This is a genomic window from Herpetosiphon geysericola (genome assembly GCF_001306135.1).
Taxonomy (GTDB): Bacteria; Chloroflexota; Chloroflexia; order Chloroflexales; family Herpetosiphonaceae; genus Herpetosiphon; species Herpetosiphon geysericola.
Map to the genome: position 1 here is coordinate 221,078 of NZ_LGKP01000022.1, position 26,819 is coordinate 247,896.

Annotated in this window: 22 protein-coding genes; 10 read left to right on the forward strand and 12 right to left on the reverse strand. The window is 50.0% G+C overall.

Annotation, left to right across the window (positions count from 1 at the left end):
• Nucleotides 1–123: 123 nt before the first annotated feature.
• Together SE18_RS13835 and SE18_RS13840 are read right to left on the reverse strand one after the other, a co-directional pair.
• Nucleotides 124–1,197: an inositol-3-phosphate synthase gene (locus SE18_RS13835; RefSeq protein WP_054535056.1), complete on the reverse strand. Its 1,074-nt coding sequence runs from the start codon at nt 1,195–1,197 to the stop codon at nt 124–126.
• 148 nt (nt 1,198–1,345) lie between these two features.
• Nucleotides 1,346–1,648, reverse strand: coding sequence for a hypothetical protein (locus tag SE18_RS13840; protein WP_054535057.1), 303 nt, complete (start codon nt 1,646–1,648; stop codon nt 1,346–1,348).
• Nucleotides 1,649–1,907: 259 nt separating this feature from the next.
• Here SE18_RS13840 and SE18_RS13845 point away from each other — a divergent pair, with 259 nt between their 5' ends.
• From SE18_RS13845 to SE18_RS13860, 5 genes are all read left to right on the forward strand, one after another.
• The gene (locus tag SE18_RS13845; RefSeq protein WP_160319512.1) at nt 1,908–4,082 is read left to right on the forward strand and encodes a sensor histidine kinase; all 2,175 of its coding nucleotides are present in this window, start codon (nt 1,908–1,910) and stop codon (nt 4,080–4,082) included.
• Between the two features lie 141 nt (nt 4,083–4,223).
• A complete protein-coding gene (locus SE18_RS27515; RefSeq protein ID WP_160319513.1) occupies nt 4,224–4,379 on the forward strand; it encodes a hypothetical protein in 156 nt (51 codons plus the stop codon).
• An 83-nt stretch (nt 4,380–4,462) separates the two neighbouring features.
• Nucleotides 4,463–5,959 carry a MocR-like pyridoxine biosynthesis transcription factor PdxR gene (pdxR, locus tag SE18_RS13850; protein ID WP_054535059.1) on the forward strand — a complete coding sequence of 499 codons (1,497 nt, stop codon included), beginning with the start codon at nt 4,463–4,465 and terminating at the stop codon, nt 5,957–5,959.
• An 88-nt stretch (nt 5,960–6,047) separates the two neighbouring features.
• The gene (locus tag SE18_RS13855) at nt 6,048–6,962 is read left to right on the forward strand and encodes a DMT family transporter (protein WP_054535060.1); all 915 of its coding nucleotides are present in this window, start codon (nt 6,048–6,050) and stop codon (nt 6,960–6,962) included.
• A 30-nt stretch (nt 6,963–6,992) separates the two neighbouring features.
• On the forward strand, nt 6,993–7,928 hold the full coding sequence (locus tag SE18_RS13860) for a branched-chain amino acid transaminase (protein WP_054535061.1): 936 nt from the start codon (nt 6,993–6,995) through the stop codon (nt 7,926–7,928).
• Between the two features lie 114 nt (nt 7,929–8,042).
• Here the strand turns inward: SE18_RS13860 and SE18_RS13865 are convergent, their stop codons facing one another.
• A complete protein-coding gene (locus SE18_RS13865; RefSeq protein WP_054535062.1) occupies nt 8,043–9,476 on the reverse strand; it encodes a hypothetical protein in 1,434 nt (477 codons plus the stop codon).
• A gap of 225 nt (nt 9,477–9,701) precedes the next feature.
• Here SE18_RS13865 and SE18_RS13870 point away from each other — a divergent pair, with 225 nt between their 5' ends.
• The 3 genes from SE18_RS13870 (at nt 9,702) to SE18_RS13880 (ending at nt 11,801) form a co-directional block, all read left to right on the forward strand.
• Nucleotides 9,702–10,421, forward strand: coding sequence for a class I SAM-dependent methyltransferase (locus SE18_RS13870; RefSeq protein WP_054535063.1), 720 nt, complete (start codon nt 9,702–9,704; stop codon nt 10,419–10,421).
• A gap of 86 nt (nt 10,422–10,507) precedes the next feature.
• Nucleotides 10,508–11,248 carry a TylF/MycF/NovP-related O-methyltransferase gene (locus SE18_RS13875; protein ID WP_054535064.1) on the forward strand — a complete coding sequence of 247 codons (741 nt, stop codon included), beginning with the start codon at nt 10,508–10,510 and terminating at the stop codon, nt 11,246–11,248.
• Nucleotides 11,249–11,279: 31 nt separating this feature from the next.
• Complete coding sequence (locus tag SE18_RS13880) at nt 11,280–11,801, forward strand: hypothetical protein (protein WP_054535065.1); 522 nt, start codon at nt 11,280–11,282, stop codon at nt 11,799–11,801.
• On the opposite strand, the gene SE18_RS13885 is transcribed toward SE18_RS13880, so the two are convergent.
• The 8 genes from SE18_RS13885 to abc-f form a co-directional block, all read right to left on the reverse strand.
• Entirely contained in the window at nt 11,776–12,942 is a 1,167-nt protein-coding gene (locus SE18_RS13885; RefSeq protein WP_054535066.1) for a glycosyltransferase family 4 protein, read from the reverse strand. The genes SE18_RS13880 and SE18_RS13885 overlap by 26 nt on opposite strands.
• Before the next feature lie 8 nt (nt 12,943–12,950).
• Entirely contained in the window at nt 12,951–14,258 is a 1,308-nt protein-coding gene (locus tag SE18_RS13890; RefSeq protein ID WP_054535067.1) for a polysaccharide pyruvyl transferase family protein, read from the reverse strand.
• A complete protein-coding gene (locus tag SE18_RS13895; RefSeq protein ID WP_054535068.1) occupies nt 14,255–15,526 on the reverse strand; it encodes a lipopolysaccharide biosynthesis protein in 1,272 nt (423 codons plus the stop codon). The genes SE18_RS13890 and SE18_RS13895 overlap by 4 nt, the downstream gene beginning before the upstream one ends.
• Before the next feature lie 50 nt (nt 15,527–15,576).
• The gene (locus SE18_RS13900; RefSeq protein ID WP_054535069.1) at nt 15,577–16,767 is read right to left on the reverse strand and encodes a glycosyltransferase; all 1,191 of its coding nucleotides are present in this window, start codon (nt 16,765–16,767) and stop codon (nt 15,577–15,579) included.
• On the reverse strand, nt 16,767–17,900 hold the full coding sequence (locus SE18_RS13905) for a glycosyltransferase (RefSeq protein WP_236706873.1): 1,134 nt from the start codon (nt 17,898–17,900) through the stop codon (nt 16,767–16,769). Before SE18_RS13905 ends, SE18_RS13900 begins: the two co-directional genes overlap by 1 nt.
• 8 nt (nt 17,901–17,908) lie before the next feature.
• A complete protein-coding gene (locus tag SE18_RS13910; RefSeq protein WP_054535071.1) occupies nt 17,909–19,957 on the reverse strand; it encodes a hypothetical protein in 2,049 nt (682 codons plus the stop codon).
• Nucleotides 19,958–20,077: 120 nt separating this feature from the next.
• Nucleotides 20,078–20,896 (reverse strand): biotin--[acetyl-CoA-carboxylase] ligase, encoded by an 819-nt coding sequence (locus SE18_RS13915; protein WP_054535072.1) that lies wholly within the window; start codon nt 20,894–20,896, stop codon nt 20,078–20,080.
• Nucleotides 20,890–22,533, reverse strand: coding sequence for a ribosomal protection-like ABC-F family protein (gene abc-f / locus SE18_RS13920; protein ID WP_054535073.1), 1,644 nt, complete (start codon nt 22,531–22,533; stop codon nt 20,890–20,892). The genes SE18_RS13915 and abc-f overlap by 7 nt, the downstream gene beginning before the upstream one ends.
• Nucleotides 22,534–23,185: 652 nt before the next feature.
• On the opposite strand from abc-f, the gene SE18_RS13925 reads away from it, so the two are divergent.
• A complete protein-coding gene (locus tag SE18_RS13925; RefSeq protein WP_054535074.1) occupies nt 23,186–24,493 on the forward strand; it encodes an MFS transporter in 1,308 nt (435 codons plus the stop codon).
• A gap of 336 nt (nt 24,494–24,829) precedes the next feature.
• Nucleotides 24,830–26,458 carry a long-chain fatty acid--CoA ligase gene (locus tag SE18_RS13930; protein ID WP_054535075.1) on the forward strand — a complete coding sequence of 543 codons (1,629 nt, stop codon included), beginning with the start codon at nt 24,830–24,832 and terminating at the stop codon, nt 26,456–26,458.
• Between the two features lie 52 nt (nt 26,459–26,510).
• On the opposite strand, the gene SE18_RS13935 is transcribed toward SE18_RS13930, so the two are convergent.
• The gene (locus SE18_RS13935; protein ID WP_054535076.1) at nt 26,511–26,729 is read right to left on the reverse strand and encodes a hypothetical protein; all 219 of its coding nucleotides are present in this window, start codon (nt 26,727–26,729) and stop codon (nt 26,511–26,513) included.
• Nucleotides 26,730–26,819 lie beyond the last annotated feature (90 nt).

A 26,819-nucleotide genomic window follows, 5' to 3' on the forward strand; every position in this document is an offset into this window, starting at 1 on the left:
CTTGTTCATCTGTGCCAATCTGTTTAAAAGCTGAGCTAAGTTATACTCTGAGCCCTAGTGTCTGCTACCTAGTCCCTGATCCCTAACCCCTCACAGTGCTCTATGCTCTATGCTTTCCCTCAACTATTCGCCAGCAATAAATTGTTCGGTGCGGCGGTGAGCTTCGTCGTCGGTGTATTGTTCTGGTGGAGTTTTCATAAAGTACGATGAAGGTGCGTACAAAGCCCCACCAACGCCACGATCAAGCGCCAACTTGGCACAGCGAATGGCATCGAGCACCACACCAGCAGAGTTTGGCGAATCCCACACTTCGAGCTTAACTTCGGCGTTCAATGGTACGTTGCCAAAGGTTGTGCCTTCCATGCGGATATAGCACCACTTGCGGTCGGTTAACCATGGCACATAATCGCTTGGGCCAACGTGGACGTTTTGGTCAGGCAAGCCATAGGGCAATTGGCTGGTAACAGCGTTGGTCTTGGAAATCTTTTTCGATTCCAAGCGTTCGCGTTCGAGCATGTTGTAGAAGTCGGTGTTGCCACCAAAATTCAATTGATACGTGCGATCTAAGTGCACGCCCCGTTGCTCAAACAAGTTGGTCAGCACGCGGTGCACAATCGTTGCGCCAACCTGTGATTTGATATCGTCGCCAATAATTGGCAAGTTCTTTTCTTCGAAGCGCTTGCGCCAGTATTCTTGGCTGGCAATAAAGACTGGCACACAGTTGATGAAGGCACAGCCTGCTTCGAGAATTTGCTCAACATACCATTTGGTGGCCATTTCCGAGCCAACTGGCAGGTAGCTAATGACCACATCGGTTTTGGTATCGCGCAGAATTTTAACAATATCTGCGGTTGAGCCAGGTGCTTTTTCAATCACTTGGCTCAGATATTTGCCCAAACCATCGTGGGTCATGCCGCGATAGACTGGCACATTCAAGTGGGGCACTTCGGAGAATTTATAGGTGTTGTTTGGCTCGGCGAAAATCGCCTCAGACAAATCCTTGCCTACCTTCGTAATATTAATATCGAAGCCAGCGGTGAATTCAATATCACTGACATGATACCCACCAAGATTGACGTGCATCAAACCAGGAATGCGGTCGTTCTCGTTGGCATTTTTGTAAAATTCAATCCCTTGAACGAGCGACGAGGCACAGTTGCCCACGCCGATAATGGCTACGCGAATTTTCTTACTCAAAACGACACAACTCCTTAAATGGCTGAACGGAAGCTCTATCCAAGGAAAAATTGTACTCCAGTTAAAATCCATTGGCAAGCAAACAGCGCAAATTGCACAGCTTAATCAAGCTGTGCAATTGCTAGACCACGTTTTGGCCTCTTTTTGCTTAACCTACAGCCAAATTGGCTAAAATTTGGTAGTTAAACAAGCGTTGTAATCGATACCATTTGCCATTTATCGCATCGCGGCGTTGACACACCACAAAGAATGATTGCTGATCAGAAGGATGGGCTTCGATTGCCATTGAGGTGCGGCGAATCGCTGGAAATTGCGGTGGTTGCAACGAATCACCATCAATAATCCCATAGCCTTGAGGTGGCACAAAATCATGCCAGAAGTTTTCAACATGTTGGCAAAACAACCAGACTGCTTGGCGTTCTAAAACGGTTCGTTGTTGGGCATTGAACATACAATGCTCCTTCCTGTGATTGCGCTAGCCGAAGCTATGCAGATCAGTTATCAGTGGATGTTGAAACCGCTAGGGGTAAATGCTGTGGCATGAATATGCTACAATTCAAACACACCGAGTACTCCATAGGTTGCAATCGCTGCAACAGCGCTTTATAACGACAGTTGTAACGTCGGTCAAAGCTCGCTAGGCGATGATTCGGTAGAACTGCTTGCATCTCATGGTTATTAAATGTGGGGTCGGATGTGTTGAGATGGCTATGATGAAAACAGTAGGATCACACAAGTTAACTCGTTGGTTCATGCTAGCAGCATTTATCATTATCGTCAATGGCCTTCTGTCATGGCAATATCTGTTAACCATTCAAGCTAATAATGCGAATGTAATTGAATCGGAAACGATGACCAATCGCTTAAATCGGCTTTTAGCCTTGTTGACCGATGCAGAAACTGGTCAACGTGGCTTTATTATTACTGGCAGCGAGCAGTATTTAGAACCCTACAAAATTGCCCAAATTGAGCTACCTGGATTAATTGCTGAGATTGAAGCTAATAGTACGACCCGTCCAATTTTTTATTCGCGGCTTCCGGATTTAAAAAACCTCATTCAACAGCAACAACAAGAGCTTATTACAACAATCGAATTGCGGCGCACGCAAGGCTTTGAAGCAGCGCAAATTATTGTGCTGGAAAATCAAGGCAAAGAACATATGGATACAATTCGCCAAATTGTAAATGGCTTGCTGATCCGTGAAAATAATCGGGCACTTGAACGGGCTGCCCAAACCAAACTCAACGTGCAACGAGCTGGGTTTGCCTTGGCCTTCGCCACCTTAATCGCCAGTGCTTTTGTGATTGGCACCATGGTGTTAACCAAGCGCGATGTGCGCCGTCGCGAACAAACTGCCAATGAGCTGCGCAACCAACGCGAATGGTTTGCAGTAACCCTCGCTAGCATCGGTGATGCAGTATTAACCACCGATACTGCTGGCCAAATTACCTTTATGAACCACATCGCCAGCACGATTACTGGCTGGCCCGAAGCCCAAGCGCTGGGCAAATCGATCAATGAGGTAGCGGCGATTTTCGATCCCATCAGCAAACAAGCGCTTGCACATCCTGTTAATACCGCCTTGGAACACGAAGAAATTGTTACCTTAAGCAATTCGGTGGTGATGCGCCAAGGCAATGGTTATGTTGCTATCGAGGATAGCGCCGCGCCAATTTACGATCGCGAACAACAGGTCATTGGCGCTGTAATGGTCTTTCGCGATGTAACCGAGCGCTATCGCGATGAATTTGGCCAACGTTTGCTACGCACATTACATAATCAATTGGCCTCGACAATCGATTTGAGCCAGGTTTTAGCAACCAGCGCTGCGCTACCAACTCCAAATTTTTGCACTGCCTGCGGCTTGTATCTTATGCTCGACCCCGATGATGAGCCAATGACCAGCTATAGTAGCGCTGAGCAACCATTGATCGATTGGCATGAACACCAGGCTTTTGCTCCAGCGATTGCCAGCGGCAAAGCTCAAATCATCGATCAAGGCTTGCCACTTGGCTATCAATCAGCAATTATCATCCCATTTAAAGATCAACATCAACTAAGTGGGGCAATTGTCTTTTTGCATGCTGAACGCGATTTTGACCAAATTGATTTTGAATTGGCTGAGGAACTAGGCCAACGTATGGTTTTGGCGCTTGAGCAGGCCCATCTGTATCGCCAAGCTCAAGATGCAGTCCGTCTGCGCGATGTGTTTTTATCGATTGCCTCGCACGAGTTAAAAAACCCGCTGACGACGTTGCTTGGCCAATCGCAATTAAGTTTGCGCCGCCTCGAACGCCTAAACTATGAAGATGAGCGGCTTCAGCGTTCGCTCCAAGCAATCGAAGCCCAAGCCAATCGTATGAACAAAATGGTTACAGCCTTGCTCGATGTTTCGCGAATTGAAATGGGCCAGCTTGATATGCAGCACGATCAGATCGATCTTGCTCAACTGCTGCATAATTTGGTCAATGATTTGGCGCTGACAACCGACCATCATCAAATTAGTTACCAATGCCTCACCAGCCAACCAATTCAAGTCATGGGCGATTCAATGCGCTTGGAGCAAGTATTTATCAATTTGATCAACAATGCGCTTAAATATAGCCCCGAGCAAACCGAAGTGCTGGTGCGAGTCGACCGCGATGGGCAGCAAGCGATTGTTGCGATTCGCGATCAGGGGATTGGCATTCCAGCTGAAGCCCTGCCAAACTTATTTACCCGCTTTTATCGCGCCAGTAATGCAGCCCACAGCCATGTGGCAGGGCTGGGCATTGGACTCTTCGTCGTCAAAGAAATTGTCGATCTCCACGGTGGCACAATCAACGTGAGCAGCCAAGTTGGAGAAGGCAGTATTTTTACAATTTATTTACCCCTGCAAGCCTGAAATACCCCAGATTAACTCCGAGTCATTAACAAATGTTGACAATATGTCCTAGTGTACAATGTGTAATTGTCACTCTACAATCTTTTAACTGAATGGTACATTAGTTTCAGCTAATAGTTACAACAAAAAGGAACTAATGCAATGTATAAGCAAGAATCAACCAATATATTTAGCTCAACCAGCCAACAATCATGGATGCCAATTGATACAACAGCCCATTGGACAATCAAAAACCCACTGAATGTCTTTATTGTCCTACCAATTGTCCTGCTTGTCTTCTCACTTGTCATGGCATAGATGACAATAATGGCGTAGGGCTGGTACAATAGAGCTCTACGCCATTGTCTTTAATTGCCAATCCTTCCACAGAAAGGCCAACCATGGAATTTCAGCTCGATCGCCAACATGCCAAGCCACTCTACATCCAATTGTCCGAACAATTACAAGAACGGATTCGGAGTGGATCTTTGCCCGCTGGCACCAAATTGCCACCAGTGCGCGATTTAGCCGAATCCCTAGGCCTTACTCGCTTGACTGTCCACAATGCCTATAGTGAATTGCAAGCAAGTGGTTGGGTTGAGGCCTACGTCGGGCGTGGCACCTTCGTCGCTGAACGCTCGAAGCCCATTATTCCCGAATACGAGTTGCGCCAACGCGCTGGCGACGAGCTGCAAACCCCGTGGATTAGCCAAGGCATGCTGGCCGACATGCTGCGCTTGGCGCAACAGCCCAACCTGATCTCCTTTGCCCAAGCCTCGCCTGCCGAAGAAACCTTTCCGGTGCGCGAAATTGGTCGGGCAATTCAACAAGCCCTGCGCGATCCGAGCGCTTTAGGCTATGGCCCAACCCAAGGCGAATTATGTTTACGCGAAGCGATTGCAACATGGCTGCTTGATCGTAATGTTGTGACCTCGCCCGACCATGTGCTGGTTACGACTGGCGCGCAGCAAGGTGTGGCTTTGGCATTAAAGGCCTTTGTGCGCCAAGGCGATGTGGTGTTGGTTGAAGAACCAACCTACTTGGGCTTTATCGAACAAGCGACAGCGTTGGGTGTGCGCCTGATCGGCATTCCCTTGGATGACCAAGGCTTGCGGCTGGATATTTTGCAACGGGTATTATGCGAATACAAACCACGGTTGCTCTACACCGTGCCAACCTTTCACAATCCAACCGGAGTTTGCCTTTCACCAGAACGCCAAGCAGCGCTATTACACTTGGCCGAAGAGCATAATCTGATTATTTTAGAAGATGATGTGTATGGGCCGTTGAGCTATGATACCCAGCCACCGCACCCAGTCAAAGCTCGCGATACCAATGGGCGGGTTGTGTATCTTGGCAGTTTCTCCAAAATTTTGACTCCTGGCTTGCGTTTGGGCTACTTGGTTGCCCGTGATGAACTATTGAACCCATTGCTTGCTGCCAAACGGGGCAACGATTTGCATTGTTCGCCGTTGTTGCAACGGGCTTTGGCCGATTACCTTGGCCGCGGCCAGTTGGCAGCCCATCTGCGCTATGTGCGCGAACTCTATCGCGAGCGCCGCGATGCCATGGAACGGGCGCTCAACCGCTATTGTCCCCGTGATATTCAATGGACCCATCCACGCGGCGGGTTATGCTATTGGCTGACCTTGCCCGCTGGATTGAATGGCACCGATATTTATACCGAGGCGATTGAAGCAGGCGTTGGCGTAACCCTTGGCAATGTTTTCTTTCCCCAACCGCCACGCAATGCGCACCTGCGGCTTTGTTTTGCCACCCAATCACCAGAATTAATTGATCGTGGCATTCGCCTATTGGGCGATGTTTTGACCCGCCATGTCTTGCGTTGCGGCCAACTTGCTGCTCGGGCTTGGCGCGAAACAACCCCATTGATGTGATTTTGGTGCGCCAAAACAACCTTGGAGCAGATTGCTAGGCCTCGGTTGGATCGATCGATTGTTGGCTTGCAAGGAAGGAACTTGTGGTATGACACTGCGGCAAATGGGCGTATTGATGATTCTAGCGTTAGTTTGGGGAGCATCGTTTTTATTCATTCGGCTGGGCGTAGAAACAATTCCGCCAATTAGCTTTGTGTTTCTGCGACTGGCCATTGCTGCGGTGTTAATTTATGCAGTCTTGCGCTGGCAAAAAATTAGTTTACCCCGTGAGCGCAAGCTTTGGTATTCGCTGGGCTTTGTTGGCTTTATTAATGCGGCCTTGCCCTACTGCCTCTTTGCCTGGGGCGAGCACAAAATGGGCGCCAATGCCAGCGGGCTAGCTTCGATCTATAATGCGACGACCCCGTTATGGACGGTGATTCTGGCGTTTAGCTTTGTGCGCTCAGAACGCCTGACTGGAGTGCGCACCTTTGGCATTTTGCTGGGCTTTGCTGGGGTCGTCTATCTCTTTTCGCGCTCAATTGGCAACATTGATAGCTTGGATACGTGGGGCCAAATTGCCTGTATTATTGCTTCAGCGATGTATGGCATTGGCACGTTGTATGTGCGCCGCACCTTTGGCAGCTTGCCAGCGCTCATTCCAGCATTTGGCCAGATGGCGAGTGGCGCGCTCATGCTCTTGCCAATCGCGATTGTCGTTGACCATAATAGTTGGCAAACGCCGAGTTTAGTTTCGCTTGGCTCGCTCTTTGGCTTGGCCATTTTGGGCACTGCAATCGCTCAGATTCTCTATTTCTGGTTGGTTAAGCAGGTTGGGGCGGCGCGTACCTCGCAAGTAACCTATATTTTGCCAATCTTCGCGATTTTTTGGGGCTGGCTGTTTTTGAATGAAGCCATTCGCAGCGATATGCTGATTGGTTTATGTTTGATTTTGCTGGGCGTGATCATTGTCAATGGCAAATGGCCATTTCGGCGTCAGAGCGTGGCCACTTCCAGCAGCTAATTAATTCTTGCCTACAATTAAGGAGTAGCTATGTCAACCAATCGTTTTGCCTTTTTCAAAGGGGAAATTGTGCCGATTGCTGATGCCAAAGTCAGTGTTATGAACCATGCGTTGAATTATGGCACTGGCTGTTTTGAAGGCATTCGGGCCTATTGGAACGAAGCCGACGAGCAATTGTATGTATTTCATTTGCACGCCCACTACGAACGCTTGTTGCGCTCGTGCAAAGTGTTGCAAATTCGCTTGCCCTACACTGTTGAGCAACTGGCCGAAACGACGCTCGAATTATTACGGCGCGAAGAATTTCGCAGCGATGTCTATATTCGCCCGTTAGCTTACAAATCGTTTGAAGGTATCGGGGTGCGCTTGCACGACATCAGCGATGATTTTACAATTTGGGCGATTCCGTTTGGCAAATATATTGAAAAAGAAGCTGGCTTGAAAGTTGGCATTAGCTCGTGGCGCCGTATTGATGATAATGCGATTCCAGCGCGGCTGAAAGCTACGGGATCGTATGTCAATTCAGCGCTGGTTAAGAGCGAAGCCATGCAAAATGGCTTTGATGAAGGCATTGTTTTGACCCAAGATGGCCATGTTTGCGAAGGCAGTGCCGAAAACATCTATGTAGTCCGCAATGGCGTATTGTATACCCCAGGCATCACCGATAACATTCTTGAGGGCATTACCCGCCATGTTATCAAACAACTGGCGACTGAAGAGCTTGGCTTGCAGGTTGTTGAGCGCACAATTGACCGGACCGAATTGTATGCAGCCGATGAAATCTTCTTCTGCGGGACGGGCGTGGAAGTTACCCCAGTGGTAGAGGTTGATCATCGCGCGGTTGGCAATGGCGAGATTGGCCCAATCTTCACTCAGCTGCGTAGCCTGTATTATGCAGCAACCCATGGTCAAGATGCCAAGCGCCGCGAATGGTGCAGCCCAGTCTATACATCTGTGTTGGCATAAACTCAGCGAACCAAGCAAAAACGCCAGTTCACCCGAACTGGCGTTTTTTATATGCACAAAAAAAGCCTGCTCCATTGCTGGAGCAGGCCCAAGGGAATCCTCAAAGGTTTAAGCCTAGTTGAAAGGAATACCGTTGTAGTCTTCGCCGGTGGTGCTTGTGCCGACAGGTGAAGTTACCCGGGTAACCACGATCAAACTAGCGCCATTGCCTTCAACCACAGCTGAACCGCCGCCAACGCCCATGCCAGCAGCGCTTGGAGTTGCGCTAGTTGGGTTTGAGCTAGCCTTAGCGCCAATTCCGATGCTTGGGATGGTGTGCGTACCAATCAATGCACCGCTTGCGTTGTAGTACTTGACGGTAACATTGGTTGCAGCAGCCGTACCAACATTTTGGATAGCGATGAAGGTTTGTTGGCCACCTTGAGCTGGAGCCAACCAGCGAACGTATGGCAATGCAGTCTTAGCGCTACCAGCGGTTGCACCTTCGAATGCGGTATACAAGCCACCACCACTAACCTTGCCAATCGCCAAGATTGGTTGGTTTGAGTTGATGGTTGCTGAGCCACTAAAGCCGTTTGGTGCCAACGTGGTTGCGCCTTGGCTACATGGGTTGAAGCTAGCTTTTGAGCCAGCAGCAATCGTTACAGCTGGTGAAGTTACGTTGACTGGGTTGCCATTAGCGGTACCAACATAGGTGACGGTAACGCTAGCTGCTGAAGTACCTGCATTTTGGACTGCATAGAACGAGGTGGTTGCGCCACTTGGAATGACCAAGTTACACAGCGAAGTTGCCATGTAGACTTTGTTTGCAGCAGCGGTTGATGGGAATGCTTGTGAAGCATAAGCACCAGCACCGTTGGTTTGCAATTCAAGCGCGGTACCAACAGCGCTACCTGGGTTGGTGGTGCCATTCTTTGTGGCGGTTACGCGCACTGAACCATTGAAGCTTGCGCCCAATTCAGCAATCGTGCCAGCATCATAGTAAACTGAAGCGTTTGGCAAGATGTTGGTTGGGTTGGCAGTGTATGAAACACCGGTTGGGGTGACGAATTCAATCTTGAAATCGTTCGCAACTGAGTCGGTGTTTTGAATGACAAATTTGCTGGTGTAGTTAGCAAATGACTTCAAAACGGTTGGAATCAAAACGGTTGCTGAACCGCTTGAGAAACCATTCGACAATGGGCGGTTTTTTACAACTGAGGCTGCTGCTGGAATTTGGACCAAGGTTGCAGCGATTGGTTGATCAGCTGAGATAACTGCTGAACCATTGAAGCTCGTGCCGAAGCTGCTAACTGAGCCAACGAAGAACGAGCCAGCGCCATTTTGAGCCAAGGTTGAGGCTGGAACCGGTGATGCAACACCAGTTGAGCTGTAAATGGTCAAGTTAATGTTTGCTGTACCAGCACCAATGTTTTGGTAGGTAATTGAGGTGGTGAAGGCGGTTGCATAGGCGTTGGTTTGAGCTGATACGCCCCGACCGCCTACTGCAAAGATTGAAAGCAACAAGGCAACCATCATTGCCCGTACACGCAGCTTCGCAAACGTCATGGATGAACTCCTTTATAAGACCGTTAATTTACCTAAACACTTCGATAGGTATTCCCTTGGATGCTTGCTATAGTATCACAAGATCATAGGTTCAGGGCAATACTCCATCTTGGCTAATCGGGGGATTATTAATCGGTTTAATCATTCTTCGCTAGGTTTGCTGATGGCTTAACAGCATGGTATGCTTGGCAGCGGTTTCGTTAATTAATGTTTTAGGAATTTACTATGGCAATTTTGCCAAAAATTCTGCGTCGTTATGCCAAAAATTCATCACGCGTCTACCTTGAGCAATTTGTTCAGCAGGCTGCTCAACGTATGCAACCAGGTCAGCGCATGCTTGATGCTGGCGCTGGTGATGCTGCCTATCAGCGTTTTTTTCAGCACGTCACCTATGAATCAGCCGACTTTTGCCAAGTTGATAAAGCCTACGCTACGATGACGTATGTCTGCGATTTGGCAGCAGTGCCGGTTGAGGATCAGCGCTACGATTTGATTTTGCTGACCCAAGTATTGGAGCATTTACCTGAGCCTCAGCTGGTATTAAAGGAGATGCTGCGGCTGCTCAAGCCCAATGGGACGCTTTGGCTTTCAGCTCCTTTGTTTTATGAAGAGCATGAAGTGCCGTTTGATTTTTATCGCTATACGCAATTTGGCTTTCAGCAGCAGTTGACCCAAGCTGGTTTTCAGGTTGAGCAAACCCAATGGCTTGAAGGCTATTATGGAACCTTGGCCTATCAGGCTGATTTAGCGGTACGCAGTTTGCGGCTCAATCCACGCTTTTATGGTGGCGGCTGGGCAGGTTTAGGCGGTAGTTTGGCCGCGCTTCTGTTGCGCCCAATCCTCGTGGCTACATCATTACTGTTTAGTCGCCTCGATCTGCACTATAAATTTACCGAAGCTGGAATGTGCAAAAATTATGCGCTAATCGCCCGTAAACCTGCTTAAAACTGACTAATCCTTTTGGGTTAATTAGCGAGTTTAAGGCTGTTTAGAGGGGTTAATTTCGCTCGATTAACGAGGAGTTGCCAGATTTGGGAATCAAAGCACGCTTAAAGAATAGCTCGTCAAAACTGATCAACACATGGCGTTTGAGTACGCTCAATCGGGTGCAGCCAAAGCTGGTAAGTGCGATCAGTCATGTCCAAAAACAGCACTTAACCTACCTTGATCAAGCTGCCTTAATCGATCTTGGCTTGGCGGTGCGTGAGCTTGAACAACAAGGGATAGCTGGTCAAATGCTCGAACTGGGCTGTGCTGCTGGTGGCTCAGCGATTGTGATTACCAGTGTCAAAGCTAAACAACGTCCATTTGCAATTTATGATGTCTTTGGCATGATTCCGCCACCGTCAGAGCGTGATGGTCACGATGTGCATCAACGCTACGAAGTGATTAGCACTGGTAAATCGCCTGGGCTTGGGAATCGCCGCTACTATGGCTACGAAGAGGCGCTTGATCAAAAGGTAATTGCCGCCTTTGCCGATGCAGGCTACCCAATTGAGCAACACCATGTAAGCCTAGTAAAAGGCTTATACGAAGATAGCCTCCAGATCGATCAGCCAGTCGCTTTTGCCCATATTGATTGTGATTGGTACGATTCAGTGATGGTTTGTCTTGAACGGATTGTGCCGCATCTGGTTCAAGGCGGCATCTTAGTCATTGACGACTATGAGAGTTGGTCTGGTTGTCGCCAGGCTATCGATGATTTCTTTCGTAATCGCCAAGCTGAATTTCGCTTTGAGCATAAAAGTCGCTTGCATATCACTCGGCGCTAATTTCGTGTTTTAAGAAAGAGGTACATTGTCTATGCGCAAAATTATTCTGACAGGCTTGATCCTTGGAGCGTTGGTTGGCTGTAGCGATAGTAGTTTGCCCGCTACAACCAACCCCTTGCCAACCGCTAATAACACCTTGCCCACGGTAGCAACCCTGCCAACCCCAACCCTCATGATCGCCGAAGATCGCGATTTGAGCCAGATCAAAGATCCTGAAAGTGGCCGGACAACGGTTTTTGGTAATGTTAGCAACCCAACCAATAACCAACCCTATAGCCAAGTGCCCGTTCAATTGGCTGAAGCCTATGATAATGATCAGGGCCAAACTAATTTTGTGCTCAACACTGCTAAAAGCCCAATCACGATTGCCGATGATCAGGGCGATTTTGTCTTTGAAAATATTCCACCTCATCGCTACGTGGTGGTGGTCGGCGATGTGTTTGGCAATTATAAGGTGTTGCTTGGCCCTGATCAGGTAACGCTGGTCATTGATGCTAAAAGCGACGAAAAGCTTGATCTTGGCAAACTCAAGGTCGATATTTTTGCTCCCTAATCAGCCGTTCGTAGATTGCCTCATACTGGGCAGCAGTGCGCTCCATCGTGAATTGCTGCCCCCACTCGTAGCCGCGCTGGCCCATCAGCGCCGCTTCGCTGGGATGTTCCAGCATCCAAATCATGGCTTCGGCCACAGCGCTAGCATTTTCTGCCTCAACCAATAGCCCCGTCTCGCCATCGACCACTTGCTCGTTGTTGCCGCCAATATCGCTGGCAATAATTGGCGTGCGCGCTGCCATTGCTTCCAAAATAACCGTTGCGAAGCCTTCCCAGCGCGAGGTTGAAACTAGCACATCAACGTGGCTCAAAACCTCGGGAATATCATCGCGTGGCCCAAGGAATGTTATTGCATGCTCAATCGCTAGATTGGCTGCAAGCTGGCGGAAATTAGCTTCTTGCGTGCCTTCGCCTGCGAGCCAAAATTCTGCATTTGGAGCGTGTTGCAGCACCAAGGCCGCCGCTTGAATAAAAATATCTTGGGCTTTTTGAATTTCTAGCCGCCCAATTAATAAGAAGCGTGGTGGGCTAAACGGGATGTGCTGTTTTGGCAGATCGAATTTTTGCAAGCGAGCCAAGGGTAGGCTATTTTGAATCAGCGTTGCTGAACGCCCAAAAACCCGCGCCGCCATCCGCTGATCAAGCATCGTTTTGGTGGCTTGCGAAATCGCAATTTCTTCGCTAAACAATTGGGTGTAGGCAATGTTCATCAAGCGCCGCACCAACGGCCTCGTTACCCACATCGAGTTGATATGCAGGGTTCGCACTAATTTGGGGTAGTAGCTTGGGTGCAAAAGTTTTTGCACACTAATGAAAAATTCGATCCGTTCGACGTGGGTATGAATAATATCAACTGCTTGCTCTTGAATCAGTTGATTGAATAAGGCACTAAAACGCACCATATCGTAGCGCAATTTTCTGCGTTCTGGCACCATAATTCTGGTTTCGATGCCTTCAGCAGCCAAAGTTTCGAGCCAGCGTTGCTCGGATGGAGCTTCGTAGCGATGAATTCCACAGACAATTGGTCGAAAGCGGCTTTTATCGAGGGCGCGGGCAACTTCGATGCCAAACAGCGCTGAGCCTCCAGCACCTTCGGCGCTGGCAAAGCCGGTAATCACATGAGCGACAGTTATTTTATCCATATACTTTGCTACTTTGCTCCTCGTAACCAATTGCCAACCGCTGCCCGAATTTGGCTGGGCAAGCGCGCTAGTTGGCTTTGCAGGCTGGGTATTGTGCTGTGCATCAGGCTTTTAATCAAGCTGCGCGCGGCAACGGTTTGGTCGAATGCGCTGATAAGGTTGGCACTCTCAATCGATTCGATCGGAATTTGATAATCAGCTAAGCCCAGCATCTGCATAACGCCCGCCGATTTGTGCAAATAGCCAATCACAAAACTTGGCGTGTTGCTGCTCAAGGCAAAAATCGCCGAATGCAAGCGGGTTGCCACCAACAAATCAAGCTGGCTATACAATTGCTTGAGCATCGCTGGCTGCAAACGATCATCAATAAAGGTAATTGGGGTTTCAGCAGGCAATTGAGCCAGCAAACGCCGCGCCACAACCCGATCATCCTCGGCCTCGCTCGCGCCCACACATTGGGCAAATACCAAGATATGCACATCGTTGCGCTGGCTGATATGCTGAATCAAATCAAGCAAGGCTTGTTCGTAGCGCTGACCATGGCTAAAGCCAGAGCCTGGATGCTGAATGCCAAAATCCATCGCCGTAAGGCCAACCACCAAGGCTGGGCGTTTGGCTGGTTGCCACCAACGTGCCAAATAGGCTTCGGCTTGGGCTGGCTCGACAGTTGGGCAATTGAAGGCCACATCGGGCACAACATGGACTGGTTGATTCACTCCAATGTTATACAAATACTGTTGCGAGCGCTCCTCGCGAGCATAAGCCAGCACCGAGCGATTGACCAACCATGCCAACAGCAGTTGGTTGAGCTTGCCAGTGACTGGCCCAAACGATTGCGGCAACAGCACCAGCGGCTTGCCCATCAGCACCGGCAAGGCCACGCCCAACCAAACCCAAATATAGTTAAGGTCAAAGGCTTTGGTGGCGTACAAATAGCCACCACCAATCGCCGCAGTTACATCGGCCTCAAAATAATGATCAAGTAATTCGCGCCAAGCACTAGTTGCCCGTGGCCTGAGTTTGAGGCCTGTCCAGCGATAAATTAAGCTGATGCTGACCAACCAGATTGCCAAGCCAAGCATCAGCCATTTGCGCCGTGACTTGGGAGCATCTTTGATCAAATTGGTTTTATGTTCGTGAATCGAACGAATATATGGCACATTGGCTGGCAGCCAAGCTGCTGGCTCTGGCTGATTGATCACATAACTCAAATCGGCGTGAGGAAACGCTGCCTGTAAATGGGCCAACGATTGCTCAAGCAAGGCCAAATCGCCAGCATTTTGCGGCGAATGGGCGTTTAACAACAAAACCTTCATCGCATCACTTTCTGATAGGTTAGCCAAGCACCATATCCATACGAGATAAACAGGGCAATTTCGGTGATCATATTGATAATCGCCACGCCTTGCAAGCCATACAACGGAATCACCACAAAATTGCCGAGAATGCTAATGGTCGCGCCGATAGTTTGCAATTTGACCCGTAATGGCTGCTGATCGTTGGAAACCATAAAGGTCGCCCAGCAAAAATTCAGGCTCTTGAGCAAGGGAATTATCGCCATAATTTGCAACAATGGAATTGCATCGGCATATTGCGCGCCATACATCAGGTTGATAATCCAATCGGAATACCATGTGAGCAGCGCGAACCATGCCAAACCATACAGGATGCTCAAGCCAATTGCCAAGCGAATGACCCGCCGATACAGTGGCGATTTTGGCGAATGCTTGACGATCATCGGGAGCAAAATTTGGGCGGTAATGCTCGGCACCAAAAAAGTATTGTTGATAATCGCTAGCGGTGGCGCATAAATTCCCGAATCGATCGTTGGTAAGAGCAAGGCCACCAAAAAGAGGTCGACGCGCAAGGTCAGGTAGGCCATAACTTCGGAAACAAAGTAGAAGCGGGCCTCGCGAATCGTATTAATCCATTGGCGCGGCTGCCAAACCCAGCGCAAAATGCCATGCAAATAGTAAGCGCTCAGGCCAAAACCTAGCGCCACCGCAATACAACGATAGAGCACCACAGTTGAGAATGGCAATTGCGGCGTAAGCCAAATTGGCACAAACAAACTTAGCGCGACGACAATTTGCAGGCTAGAGGCTTTGAGCACCTGAATCGAGGCCCGCAATGCAGTATCGGCAGTGCCAACCAATAAATCGCCAATAATGCCTGCGCAGGCCAAGGCGATCAAGTGCGGCGTAAAGGCGGGGTTGCGCATGCTCACAAACGGCGCGGCGGCCAATAATAGCCCAGCCAACACAAAGCCACGTAAAGCAAAAACGCGACTGACCGATTTATTCAACAGCACCCGATCGGAGCTTTGGCGCAGCAGCCAATTATCCAAGCCCAAATTGGCGAGAATAATTAATGGGTTCAGCAAGGCGTAGAGTGAGTTGAATAAGCCATATTGCTCGGCACCTAAGCGGCGGGCCAAAATAATTTGGGTGAAAATACCCAATAGCCGCGCCAACATAACGCCGCCAACCCCAAAGCTAATCTGAAAAAGCCGTGCCCGGGGTAATTTGGCCGATGCTTGGGTTTCGCTTGCAGTGGCTTGGGTTGCGGTGGAATCCTTAATCATGATGCTGCTCGCTCATTGGTTGGGGCCAGATCAGGCGGCTCATTTGCATATTATTCCTCGTAGCCTGTGCGCCAACGTAGCGCTAAAGCAGACCATGCATAGTCAGCAGCGCGCGCAAAACAGGCTTGACGATCTGCATTGCTCCAGCTTGCGAGCACGCTTTGTAGGGTTTGGGCTAAACCTAAGGCGTCGCCAGCAGGCGCAATCAAGCGATCGGCGACAAAATTCAAAATCAAGCGCCGATCGCCGACATCGCCTGTAACCGCAGGGATGCCTAAGGCCAAACTTTCAAATAGCTTCAATGGCGAACGTGCTTGCGCCACCGCATCATCATACACGGGATCAACCGTAACATCGGCAAGCGCCATCCAAGTCGGAATCGTGCGCCGATCTTGATGGCCGAGGCAGATGATCCGCTGCTGATAGCCATGTTCACGAATCCAATTTTGGATATAGCCCAAATCTTCGCCGCCGCCAATCAACAGCACGCGAATATGTGGATCGTGTTTTAATTGCAGGTCAAAGGCTTCGAGAAGCAAATTGATTGGGTGATTGTGGAGGGCAATTGTGCCAACGTAGGCAATCACTGTTGTGCCAGCTAAGCCCAAACTATTGCGCAAACCAGCCAAAACTGTTGGTTCTGGTGCTTGAAATAAGCTATGATCAACGCCGTTGGGCACATAGACAATTTTGGGCACGCGCGCTTGGCGCATGCGGGCGGCCAAGGCTTGGGTATTGACGGTTACGCCTTTGGCCAAGCGCGGCAAAAGCCATTGCCAAAAAGCAAAGACCATGCGCTGCGCCTGATTGGTGAGCCGATTACTGCCAACTTCATCGTCATCGCAATCGACCCAAAAGCGTTGGCCACGCCCAAGCATTACGCCTAAAACCGCCGCTAATCCATTGACGGGCTGCGGCTTGCCAAGATGATAAATGGCTGCTGGCGAGCAGAAAATGCCCCAAAGCATGCCCAAAGTTGCGCTGATTAAGACCCAGAGCAATTGCAAGGGCGAAAATGGCAGCACCTCGCCATGGCGTTTGCGCGAGTGCATCTGGCCAACATACCAAATTTCTACACCATCTTGGACAAAGCGGCGCTGTTGGCACTGGGCCAAATCGGGGTGTAAGGCCAAAATGCGCACCTGATCGCCATTGCGCACCAACTCGCGGGCCAGATTAAAGTAGCGCTGGCCCGAAGGTCGTTCAATGCCCATCGTTATCAGAAACACGATCCGCCGCATTATTTGGCCCCAATTTGTTCAATGCAGTTGATCAGATTCTCCCAGCCATGCAATTGTTGGCCGCGTTCAGCCTGAACCGCTGCCGTCATCGGCGCTTTAAGCTCTTCTTGAAAATAGCGCACAATTGCCTTGGCCAAAGCTACTTCATCTTGTGGCGGCACAACCAAGCCATTAACCCCATCGCGCACAACTTCGTGCAAACCGCCAACGCGGGTGGTGATGACTGGCTTGCCAAGCCCAAAGGCCAATTGCACGACTGCGCTTTGGGTTGCCGAGATATAGGGCAAAACAACGACATCGGCCAGATCGAAATACGGGCCAAGCTCTTCGTTGGGCACATAGCGATTCACAAACGTCACATTGGCTTCAACCCCATACTCGCGGGTGTAGCGCTGATAAAATTCGGGCGAAGCCCAAAACTCACCAACCACCAGCAAATGCACAGGCCGCTCTTTGACTACCAATGGCAAGGCTTGAATCAAATATTCGAGGCCTTTGTAGGGCCGTACAAAGCCAAAAAATAGTAAAATATCGTGCTCGCTGGCGATGCCAAGCTGGCTGCGCAAACCTTCAATCGCCGCCGCATCGGTGTGCTTGGCAACCTCTTCAAAGGTTGGTAGCTGCGATTTAAGCACGGCAGCTTGCGGCAACAGCGCTTGAGCACGATGCAAATCTTGGTCGCTATGCACAATTAAGGCATCGCCCTGCTTGAGCACCGTCGAAGCCATGCGCCGATCCAAAAAGCCGCCGCCATCATGCGGCATGACGTTGTGGCAAATATAGACAACTTTGGCTTTGGTGTGTTTTTTCAGCCAGCGCGAAATATAGCTCAGCGAGGGTGTCCAGTAGGGGACCCACCATTGTAACACCACCAAATCTGGATTATCGGCGCGAATTTTGCGGCATAAACGCCACCAGGTAATCGGGTTGGTTGGGTCGAGCACATATTCGCATTCAACTCGCAATGGCGTTGCACTAGGGTCTTTATCGGTTTTGCCTGGAAAAAGCCAGCGCGGATATTGGCGGGTATACGAATAAAATCGCACCTGATGGCCAACTTCGCGCAAGTGTTTGACCAAAAGCGTGGTGTAATGAGCAATCCCCCCACGATAGGGATAGGTTGGTCCAACCACACACAGTTTCATTGTTGCGCCTTTACTGCAAAGATCACCACTCCATCACGCTCGTAGACAATTGGAAATTGCTCTGGCCGATAACGAAGGGCTTGAATGTTCAGCTGGGTGTTTTGAGCATTCTGGCCCATATGCGGGCCTGTATAAATATAATCAACCTGATTTTTCTGAAGCAAGGCGCTGCCTTCGGCGCTTTCTAAGGCGGTCGAACGCAAGGCGTCATAGAGCATATACACGTCGCGATCAAGGTTTGGATCGCTGGATTTTTCCGAGCCATAGGTTAATGGCGGAATGGTGGTTTGGCGACCAGTTAGGAAGGGAATCCACATGCCACCATCATCGGCAATAATTAATGCATCGCCATAGCTCGATAGCCCATTGATCAAAAAGCGTGCATCTGGCTCGGTTGTTGTGCGAATCCAATTCATCGCTTGCTCATCAGCGCTGGTTAATAGCCGATTTTGTTCATTCACAATCGCCGTTTGCCATGGTGTCGACCACACGATCAAGCCATACAAACCAACCACAGCCGCAGCTTTGAGATACCAGTTGCTGCTGAAGCGATCGAGCAACAGCCCAATGGGGTAGGCGGCTAAGGGAATAATCGGAATATACAACATAATTGAAACTGCGAAGCCACTAATGATGCCACTAATCGGCAAATTAAAGACATATGGAACCGCTAAAATCTCGATTCCAAGGCTCCAAACCAATAGCAAGAGCATGCGCCAGGCGCGTTGGGCAAAAGCCAGCCAAATGCCAACAAATGCCAACAACATAATTGGCGCTTTAATATAGGTTGGCACAATTTGGTCGAGCGTGGCAACGGTTGCCGCATAGCCTGAACTATAGCCAGTCACATAGTTGCGGGCAATCGCCGTAAGTTTGCTCTGAATAATCGTATACAGCCACGGCGCGGCGATCAGCGCGCTGGTTAGGGTAATGACGCTCGCTCGTAAGCTCAGCTGCTTTAACTGCTCAAATGTTGGGCGCAGGGCTAATAATGCCAAAATTAGCATGCCAACCATCACCACCGCAAACAGGGTTACCAAATAGTGGGTCAATAACAAGCCAGTGGTCAGAATCGTGGCTAAACCAATCAATTTCCACGAAAAGCGCGAGTATTCCAAGGCCATAAACCAAACGACGACCAAGCCCACCAAAATAATTTGGCCAGTTAATTGGGTAAAGCGGCTCCAGTTAACATAAAAAGCGGGCATGAGATTGTAGAAGCTGGTGAGGGCAAAGGCGATCAAGCCCACGCTAGGTCGTCCGCTGAGTCGGCGCCCAAGCAGGTAGGCCATGACTGTGGTGGCAACGCCGTGGAGTTGGCCGGTATACAACACGCTGGTTGTGGCGGCGAGCTGGCTCCACCAGGCCAAAAAGGCGCTATTCGCATGGAATCCATAGTGATAGCTGAAGGTGTTTAACGCTGCATAGGGTTGCCATGTCTCGAAAATGCCACCATTATCTAAAAAGAGCTGCGTGATAATTGTATGATGATAAGCATCGTTCCATTGGGCAACGCTTAAGTTGCGCACTGCCAGCATGCGTTGTAGCAGGCTCACCAGCGCAATGCTCAAAAGCAGCCAGCCATGGCCGCTAATCTTGATGGTTTTAAGCTGGCTAAGCCGCGTCGTCCAACTTGAGCGTGGCGCTGGCCAGATTGCAGCGAGCAACCCGATCAAGGCATAGGCGATAATCACCCAGCGATTGAGTGCTAGCCCAAGAATTGCAAAGAGGTTTAAGCTGATTGGCGGCAACGCAATCCCAACGCACCAACTCAAGGCCCAGCGTTCGCTTCTACTAAGCACTTGGGCAGGGCTAAGCCAGCGAATGGCTGCCCAGCCAGGAATTAACATCACAAAGAGCAAAAAACTGCCAACCCCAACCAGCGGCATGAGATTAAGCTTAAACCAATCGATGCTCGGCCCAAAGCCAAAGCTGAATAATGCCAAGATGATAGCTAGGCCTGCGCTGGCAATCGTTATCAATGGCTGATAGCTCTGCCAACCTGATTGCTTCACCTGAGTTGAAGGATGGGATTCGATCTGCATGCATCGTGGCCTTTAATTCATGTGACAGGTGTCACAACGTGGCGAGTATAACAATAGCCTAAAACGCTGTCAAACCTTAAGGCTTGGCCAGAGCTAGGCTATTGTGGGTTTTTGGCACGCTTAGGCTTGGGCTACTGGCCGCACTTTAACGTCGCCTGCATAGACCGTTTGGAGTTGGCCTGTGCTGTCGCGCACCTGCAAGCCACCATGCTGATCAACCGCTTCGGCCACGCCAACAAAGCTATGGCTGCTTAGTTCAACCTCAACCATTTTGCCCAAGGTCGTTAATCGATCCAGCCATGCTTGGCGTAATGCTTCGCGGCGTCCGCTGCGCAAATTGAGATAATGGCGGTCGTAGCTGTACAAAATTGCTCGTAGCAAGCTAGCTCGATCAACCTCATGGCCACATTCGCTTGCCAACGAGGTTGCCGCTTGGTTAATTGTTGGATCATCGCTTGGCTGCCAATTGACGTTGATGCCGCTGCCAATTACCGCCCAGCGCAACCGTTCGGGGCCTGCGGTTTCTAGCTCAACCAAAATACCAGCCAATTTGCGCCCATTAATCAGCAGATCGTTGGGCCACTTGAGTTCAACTGTGCAGTTGGTTTCGCGCTCGATTGCTTCGCTGATGGCCACGGCGGCCAACATGGTTAATAAGAAGCTCTCGCTCGGCACTAGCCAAGTTGGCCGCAACAGCAGCGATAATAACAAACTACTGCCAGCGGGAGCGCTCCAGTTGCGCCCACGTCGCCCACGGCCTGCGGTTTGCTCGTTGGCCACAATCACCAAGCCTTCGGCGACACCAGCAAAGGCCCGTTCGCGAATCAAGCTGTTGGTCGACGCCGTTTGTTCAAGGCCGAGCAATTCTTGGCCAATAATCAAGGTCTCTAGTTGATACCGGGCTGGTTCGATAATTGTTTGTTCAAATGATGTCAACATAGGCGCGTTAACCGTCCCTCGTGTAAGTGCCAAATCTCGCCAGCAAATTGCTGGATAAAGCGCCGATCGTGCGAAACTGCAATGATCGGCCCAGCAAATTGATTGATCGCCGCCTCAAATTGCTCTAAAACATCAAAACTGAGGTGGTTGGTTGGTTCGTCGAGCAAGAGCACATTGGCGCGCAAGGCAATCAAGCGGGCTAATTGTAACTTATGCAACTGGCCTGTGCTAATGCCACCAACCGGACGGTTAACCTCGGCATAGCGAAACAGGCCCGACCACACTAGTTCGTTGATCAAGTCTTTGTTGAAGCCAATTAAGCCCTCGCGGTAGGCTTCAAACAGGGTTTGCTCAGGCTTGGGGCGCTGATATTCTTGGCGTAAATAGCCAATTTGCAAATTCGGGCCAGAGCGAATTTGACCACTACTGGGTTGCAAATCGCCTGCGATCAGATCAAGCAATGTGGTTTTGCCGCTGCCATTGGCGCCGGTTATCAGAATCCGTTGGCGAGGCCGTAATTCCAAATCGATCTGCTTAAGGATGGTTTGTTGCTCGCGTTGGTAGCTTAGGCCTTCGATCGAGAGCATTTGTTGGCTGCCATCAGGGCTTGGGTTAAAGGTTGGGTTAATTGCTAGTGGTTTGGGTGGCTCGGCAATTGGATCGGCCAAAATCCGATCGAGCGCTTGTTGGGCTGAACGCACATTGCGCGAAACTGCCGCCGCCACATTTTCACCCTTGGAATGATAAATAAAACCATCGTTATCGCGCGGCGCTCGATTATGGGCAACTTGTTGATTTTGAGCCTTGGCACGCTGTTGCAACTGGCGAATTTCGGCCTGCTGACGCTCATAATCAGCTTCCCAGCGCTCGCGTTCTGCTTGCTTGGCGGCAAAATAAGCAGTGTAATTGCCGGGGTAAGTTTTGAGTTGATGGCTATGTTCGTCAAGCTCAAGAATGGTGGTTGCCACTTGGTCGAGAAAGGCTCGATCGTGCGAAACGACCAAAATTGCACCAGTATGCGCTTGCAGCCAGGTTTCCAGCCATGCGCTAGCCTGATGATCAAGGTGATTGGTTGGTTCATCGAGCAACAATAAATCGGGGTTGCTAATCAGTAGTGCTGCTAAACCAAGCCGCGTTTTCTCGCCACCAGATAGCTCTTGCACCGAGCGTTCGCGTGGAATATGGCTCAAGCCAAGGCCTTGCAGCACTTGATCGATGCGATGATCAAGCTCGTAGCCACCACGCAGTTCAAAGCGTTGGGCCACATCGCCATAGTGTTCTAAAATCGCTGAAAGCTGATCGGGGTCGGCGCTTGCCATATGGGCACTTAATTGCTCAAGTTCTTGGCTTAGCGCGCTCAGCTGTTGTTGGCTGGCGGCCAATAATTGCTCAACATTGACATCAGCGGGGCTGGTTAATTGCTGGGTTAAATAGCCATATTCGCAGCCTTCGCCCAAGCGAATCGAGCCAGTATCTGCTTGCTCTTGGCCAATAATTAAGCGCAGTAAGGTTGATTTGCCAACGCCATTGGCTCCAACTAAGCCAATCCGTTCGCCGCGATTGATAATTAGCGCAATGTCGCTGAGGATTTGATGTGGGCCATAGGCTTTGTTGAGGTTGTTGATCTGCAATAACATATGTTCGATGATCTCCCGTATAGTCTATTTTGGGCCGAAGCGCGATTCAGGATCATCAAACGAGTAATTTTCATTGGTGTAACTCCCTAAAAGAATCAATAACTTCAGTGTAGCATAGCTAGGCCCGCCCCAAGATCGGGCTTGCGAAGGAGGAAATCAAGAGCATAGAGCAAAGAACATAGAACATAAGGATGAATTATGAGGGAGTAGGATTCAGGGGTCAGGCTTTGGGCTAAAGGAAGATAATCAACATAATCTGATCAATCTGTGGCCAACGGCAAGGATGAAGGATGAGGGATGAAGGCAAAAGCGCTAACGCAGAGGCGCAGAGAACATGAGGCTATGAGTTGTAAACGAAAGGCTATTGATCTTTCCAACGAATTTTCGCTAGCCAAAAGCCAATAGCCAATAGCCATTTCCCTTTGCGCGCTTCGCGTCCTTCGCGGTTTCAGACTTCGTGCTCTTTGTGCACTTCGTGGATCAATATGGTCATTTTCGCATACTTGCATAGCGCAGCACATCGCAGTAGAATGGCGCTACTTGAATCTGGTACGGTAGCTCCGTACAGCAGCAAATGTTCGGGAACAATTGGGTTCTTGAGCGTTTTTTTATAGGCAGTGGGAAACGGCCTGTTGCCAAGGACAAACGTGCTATGCAATGGAAATTAGCACTTCATCGGCCAATTGCTCCCCGAGCGAGCAATGAAGAAACTTTGCGCCGCAACATGCGCTTAGGAGTGGCCAATGGAGTTTTATTTATTTTAGCCGACGCATTTAGCGATGCGAATTTGGTTTTGACCGTGTTTGTGCGTGAGTTGGGCGCTGCGCCGTGGGTGGTTGGCCTATTGCCATCGCTCAAATCGGGCGGTTGGTTGTTGCCACAATTGTTGAGCGCTGGGCGTTTGCAAGGCATGACCTACAAACTGCCAGTCTATCGCCAAGTTGGGATTGTGCGCTTCTTTATTTGGTTGGCGATGGTGCTGGTGGTTTGGAACGCAACTAGTTTGCCAGTTTTGGTGCTACTGCCATTGTTTTTGCTGGGCTACGCCATGTACAACTTTACTGGCGGTTCTGGTTCGGTGGCGTTTCAAGAAGTGGTGGCCAAAACGATTCCCGCTCGCCAGCGGGGCAAATTTTTTGGCTCGCGCAATTTGATTGGTGGTTTGCTCTCGTTTGCCTTGGTTAGCCCCTTGGTTGGTTGGCTGCTTAGCCGCAGCAGTCCCTTGGTTTTTCCGCACAACTACGGCATTTTGCTGTTTATTTCGTTTGTGCTGATTGGCTTTGGGATTATTTCGTTTAGCTTATTTGCCGAGCCGCCAACGACCAACCCGCCTGCGGCTATCTCGGCCAGGCAGATGTTTGCCAAAATTCCGGTGTTGCTCAAGCACGACCGCAACTTTCGCCAATATGTGCTTTCGCGTATGGTCACGCGCTTGGGTGGCTTGGCCGACCCATTTTATATTTTGTATGCCCGCGAAGTTCTGCACGTCTCACCACGTATGATTGGGGTCTATTTGGCGGTGCGGGTGTTCGCCGCAGCCCTATCCAACTTGGTTTGGTCACGGATTGGCGATCAACGTGGCAATCGCTTGTTGATTGTATTAACTGGTGCGTTGATTATTACTGTGCCAAGCTGGGCTTTGTTGATTATGCCCTTTGCCAGTGTTTTAGGCCCAGAGGCCTTGGGTTGGCTGTTTGGCGTCATCTTTTTGCTGATTGGCTTGAGTGTCGATGGCTCGAATACCGCCAGTTTAACCTATGTGATGGAGCTGGCGCCAGCTGAGCAACGGCCTGTGTATGTGGGCGTTTGTAATACGCTGATGGGCGTGGCAACCTTCTTTCCCGTCTTGGGTGGCTTGCTACTGGCCCAATTTGGCTATTTGCCCTTGTTTTGGATCAGCGCTGCCAGTGGTTTTGGCGGCTGGTTGCTCTCGCGCCGTTTACCTGAGCCACGAACGTAGAGCAAAGAGCATAGAACATAGAGGGTATTTTGGGCTATGATTTAACGCAGAGGCGCAGAGGATTAAGCTGTAACTGATCATCAGTCGTAGCTTGGTTGCTCTGTGTCTCTGCGTTAAAGCAAGATTACGAAGGATCGTAACCGCGAAGAGCACGAAGGACACAAAGGATTATTTTCGCCACAGATTTTTAGGCTTGGGCTTTTGAATTCTGCCTTTTGATTTTTGCCTTCATCCCTCATCCTTCATACTTTCTCTCAATGTTCTAGCAATATGGTATGATGGCGCAAATGTATAGCTGAGAGCCAGACCCGTTTCGGAGTGCAAGGAGGCATTTGCATGCTACGTGGCCTGATGATGGACTATCCGCTGACTGTTGATCGGTTGCTCGACCACGCTTATAAACTCTACCCCCACAAACGTGTTACAACCAAGCAACCAGATGGCTCACTCCACCGCTATTCGTTCGCCGATTTATACCACCGCGTCAAACGCTTAGGGAATGTGCTCCACAAACTTGGCATCAACCAAGGTGATCGAGTCGGTACGTTTGCATGGAACAACTACCAACATCTTGAACTCTACTATGCAATTCCTTGTGCTGGCGCTGTCTGCCATACGCTCAACATTCGGCTTTCAAGCGAGCAATTGGCCTATATCATCAATCACGCCGAAGATAAGGTGATTTTTGTTGATGCGACCTTGTTGCCGTTGTTCTCCAAACTTGCCGATAGCATTCCTGCGGTCGAAACCATTGTCTTGATCAATGGCCAACCTGGCATCGAACTCCCCTTCCCCAATGTTGTGCACTATGAAGATTTGATGGCCGCCGCTGAGGCTGAATTCGCTTGGCCCGTGACTGATGAGCGCCAAGCGATGGGTTTGTGCTACACCAGCGGCACGACTGGCAATCCTAAAGGCGTGTTGTATAGCCATCGCTCGCTCTATTTGCATACGATGGGCGAAAATCAGGCCACCGCCTTGGCCTTTACCCCCGATGATATTGTGATGCCTGTTGTGCCCCAATTTCATGCGATGGCTTGGGGCTTGCCCTACTCGGCCATCTTTGCAGGCGCAGATTTGGTGATGCCTGGCTTGCACTTGAATCCAGTAGCCTTGGCCGATTTGATTGCCGAAGAAAAAATAACCTTTCCTGCTGGCGTGCCCACGATTTGGACGGCGATGTATCAAGAAATGCGGGCTAGACCACGCGATTTTTCGCATGTGCGCTGTTTGGCTGTGGGTGGCGCGGCTATGCCACGCGGCTTAATCGAAGCCTACGAGCGCGATTTTGGCGTGCCAGTGCTCCACGCGTGGGGCATGACCGAGCTTTCGCCCTTGGGCACAATTTCGAGTTTGCAACCGCAACATCGCAACCTAAGCGACCACGAGCGTTGGGATTTACGCGCCAAACAAGGCTATCCAATTGGTGGTGTTGAGCTGCGCATTGTCAACGATGCAGGCGAGGAATTGCCGTGGGATGGCACGACGGTTGGTGAGTTGCAGGCGCGTGGCCCGTGGGTTACTGCTGGCTATTACAAAGTTGAGCCAACTGCCGAGCATTTTACCGCCGATGGCTGGTTTCGTACTGGCGATGTAGCCACAATCAACCACGAAGGCTATTTGGGCATTACCGATCGCACCAAAGATTTGGTCAAGAGCGGCGGCGAATGGATTTCGTCGGTCGAGCTGGAAAATGCCTTGATGGGCCATGCTAAAGTGACCGAAGCAGCGGTGATCGCAATTCCTGATGAGCGCTGGAGCGAGCGCCCGCTGGCCTGCGTGGTTTTGACTAACGATGCTGGCGAGGTTGCGCCAAGCGAATTGTTGGATTATCTTGAGCCGTTGGTTGCCAAATTCTGGCTGCCTGAGCGAGTTGTCTTTCTCAGCGAAATTCCTAAAACCAGTGTTGGCAAGTTTGATAAAAAAGTCTTGCGTGCTCGCTATGCCAATGGCGAACTGGGCTAAATAAAAACAGGGCGGATGCACCATCCGCCCTGTTTGATCTATCGCTTGGAGTTTAACAGACTGTTTCCCCAAAGCAGGCTTCAAGCAGGGTGCGAATTTGAGTTTGGTGTTGTTGCCACCAGCCGCGCCCGCCGAGCACTTCGACAACGGTTACAACTTCGGTAAGTTGGTAACATGTAGCCTCGATGCCATCAGAGCGCACAATTGAAATGCTTTGCTCATCTGCATTGGGCGAAATTTTGATTGTATATGTTTGTGTTTCAAGTACCATGCTCATTTGTGTGCTACTACCCTTTCGTTTCTACTATGTACCATAGATTCCGCTGCTTGGAAACGTTTTCGCCTGTAAGCGGACTATGAT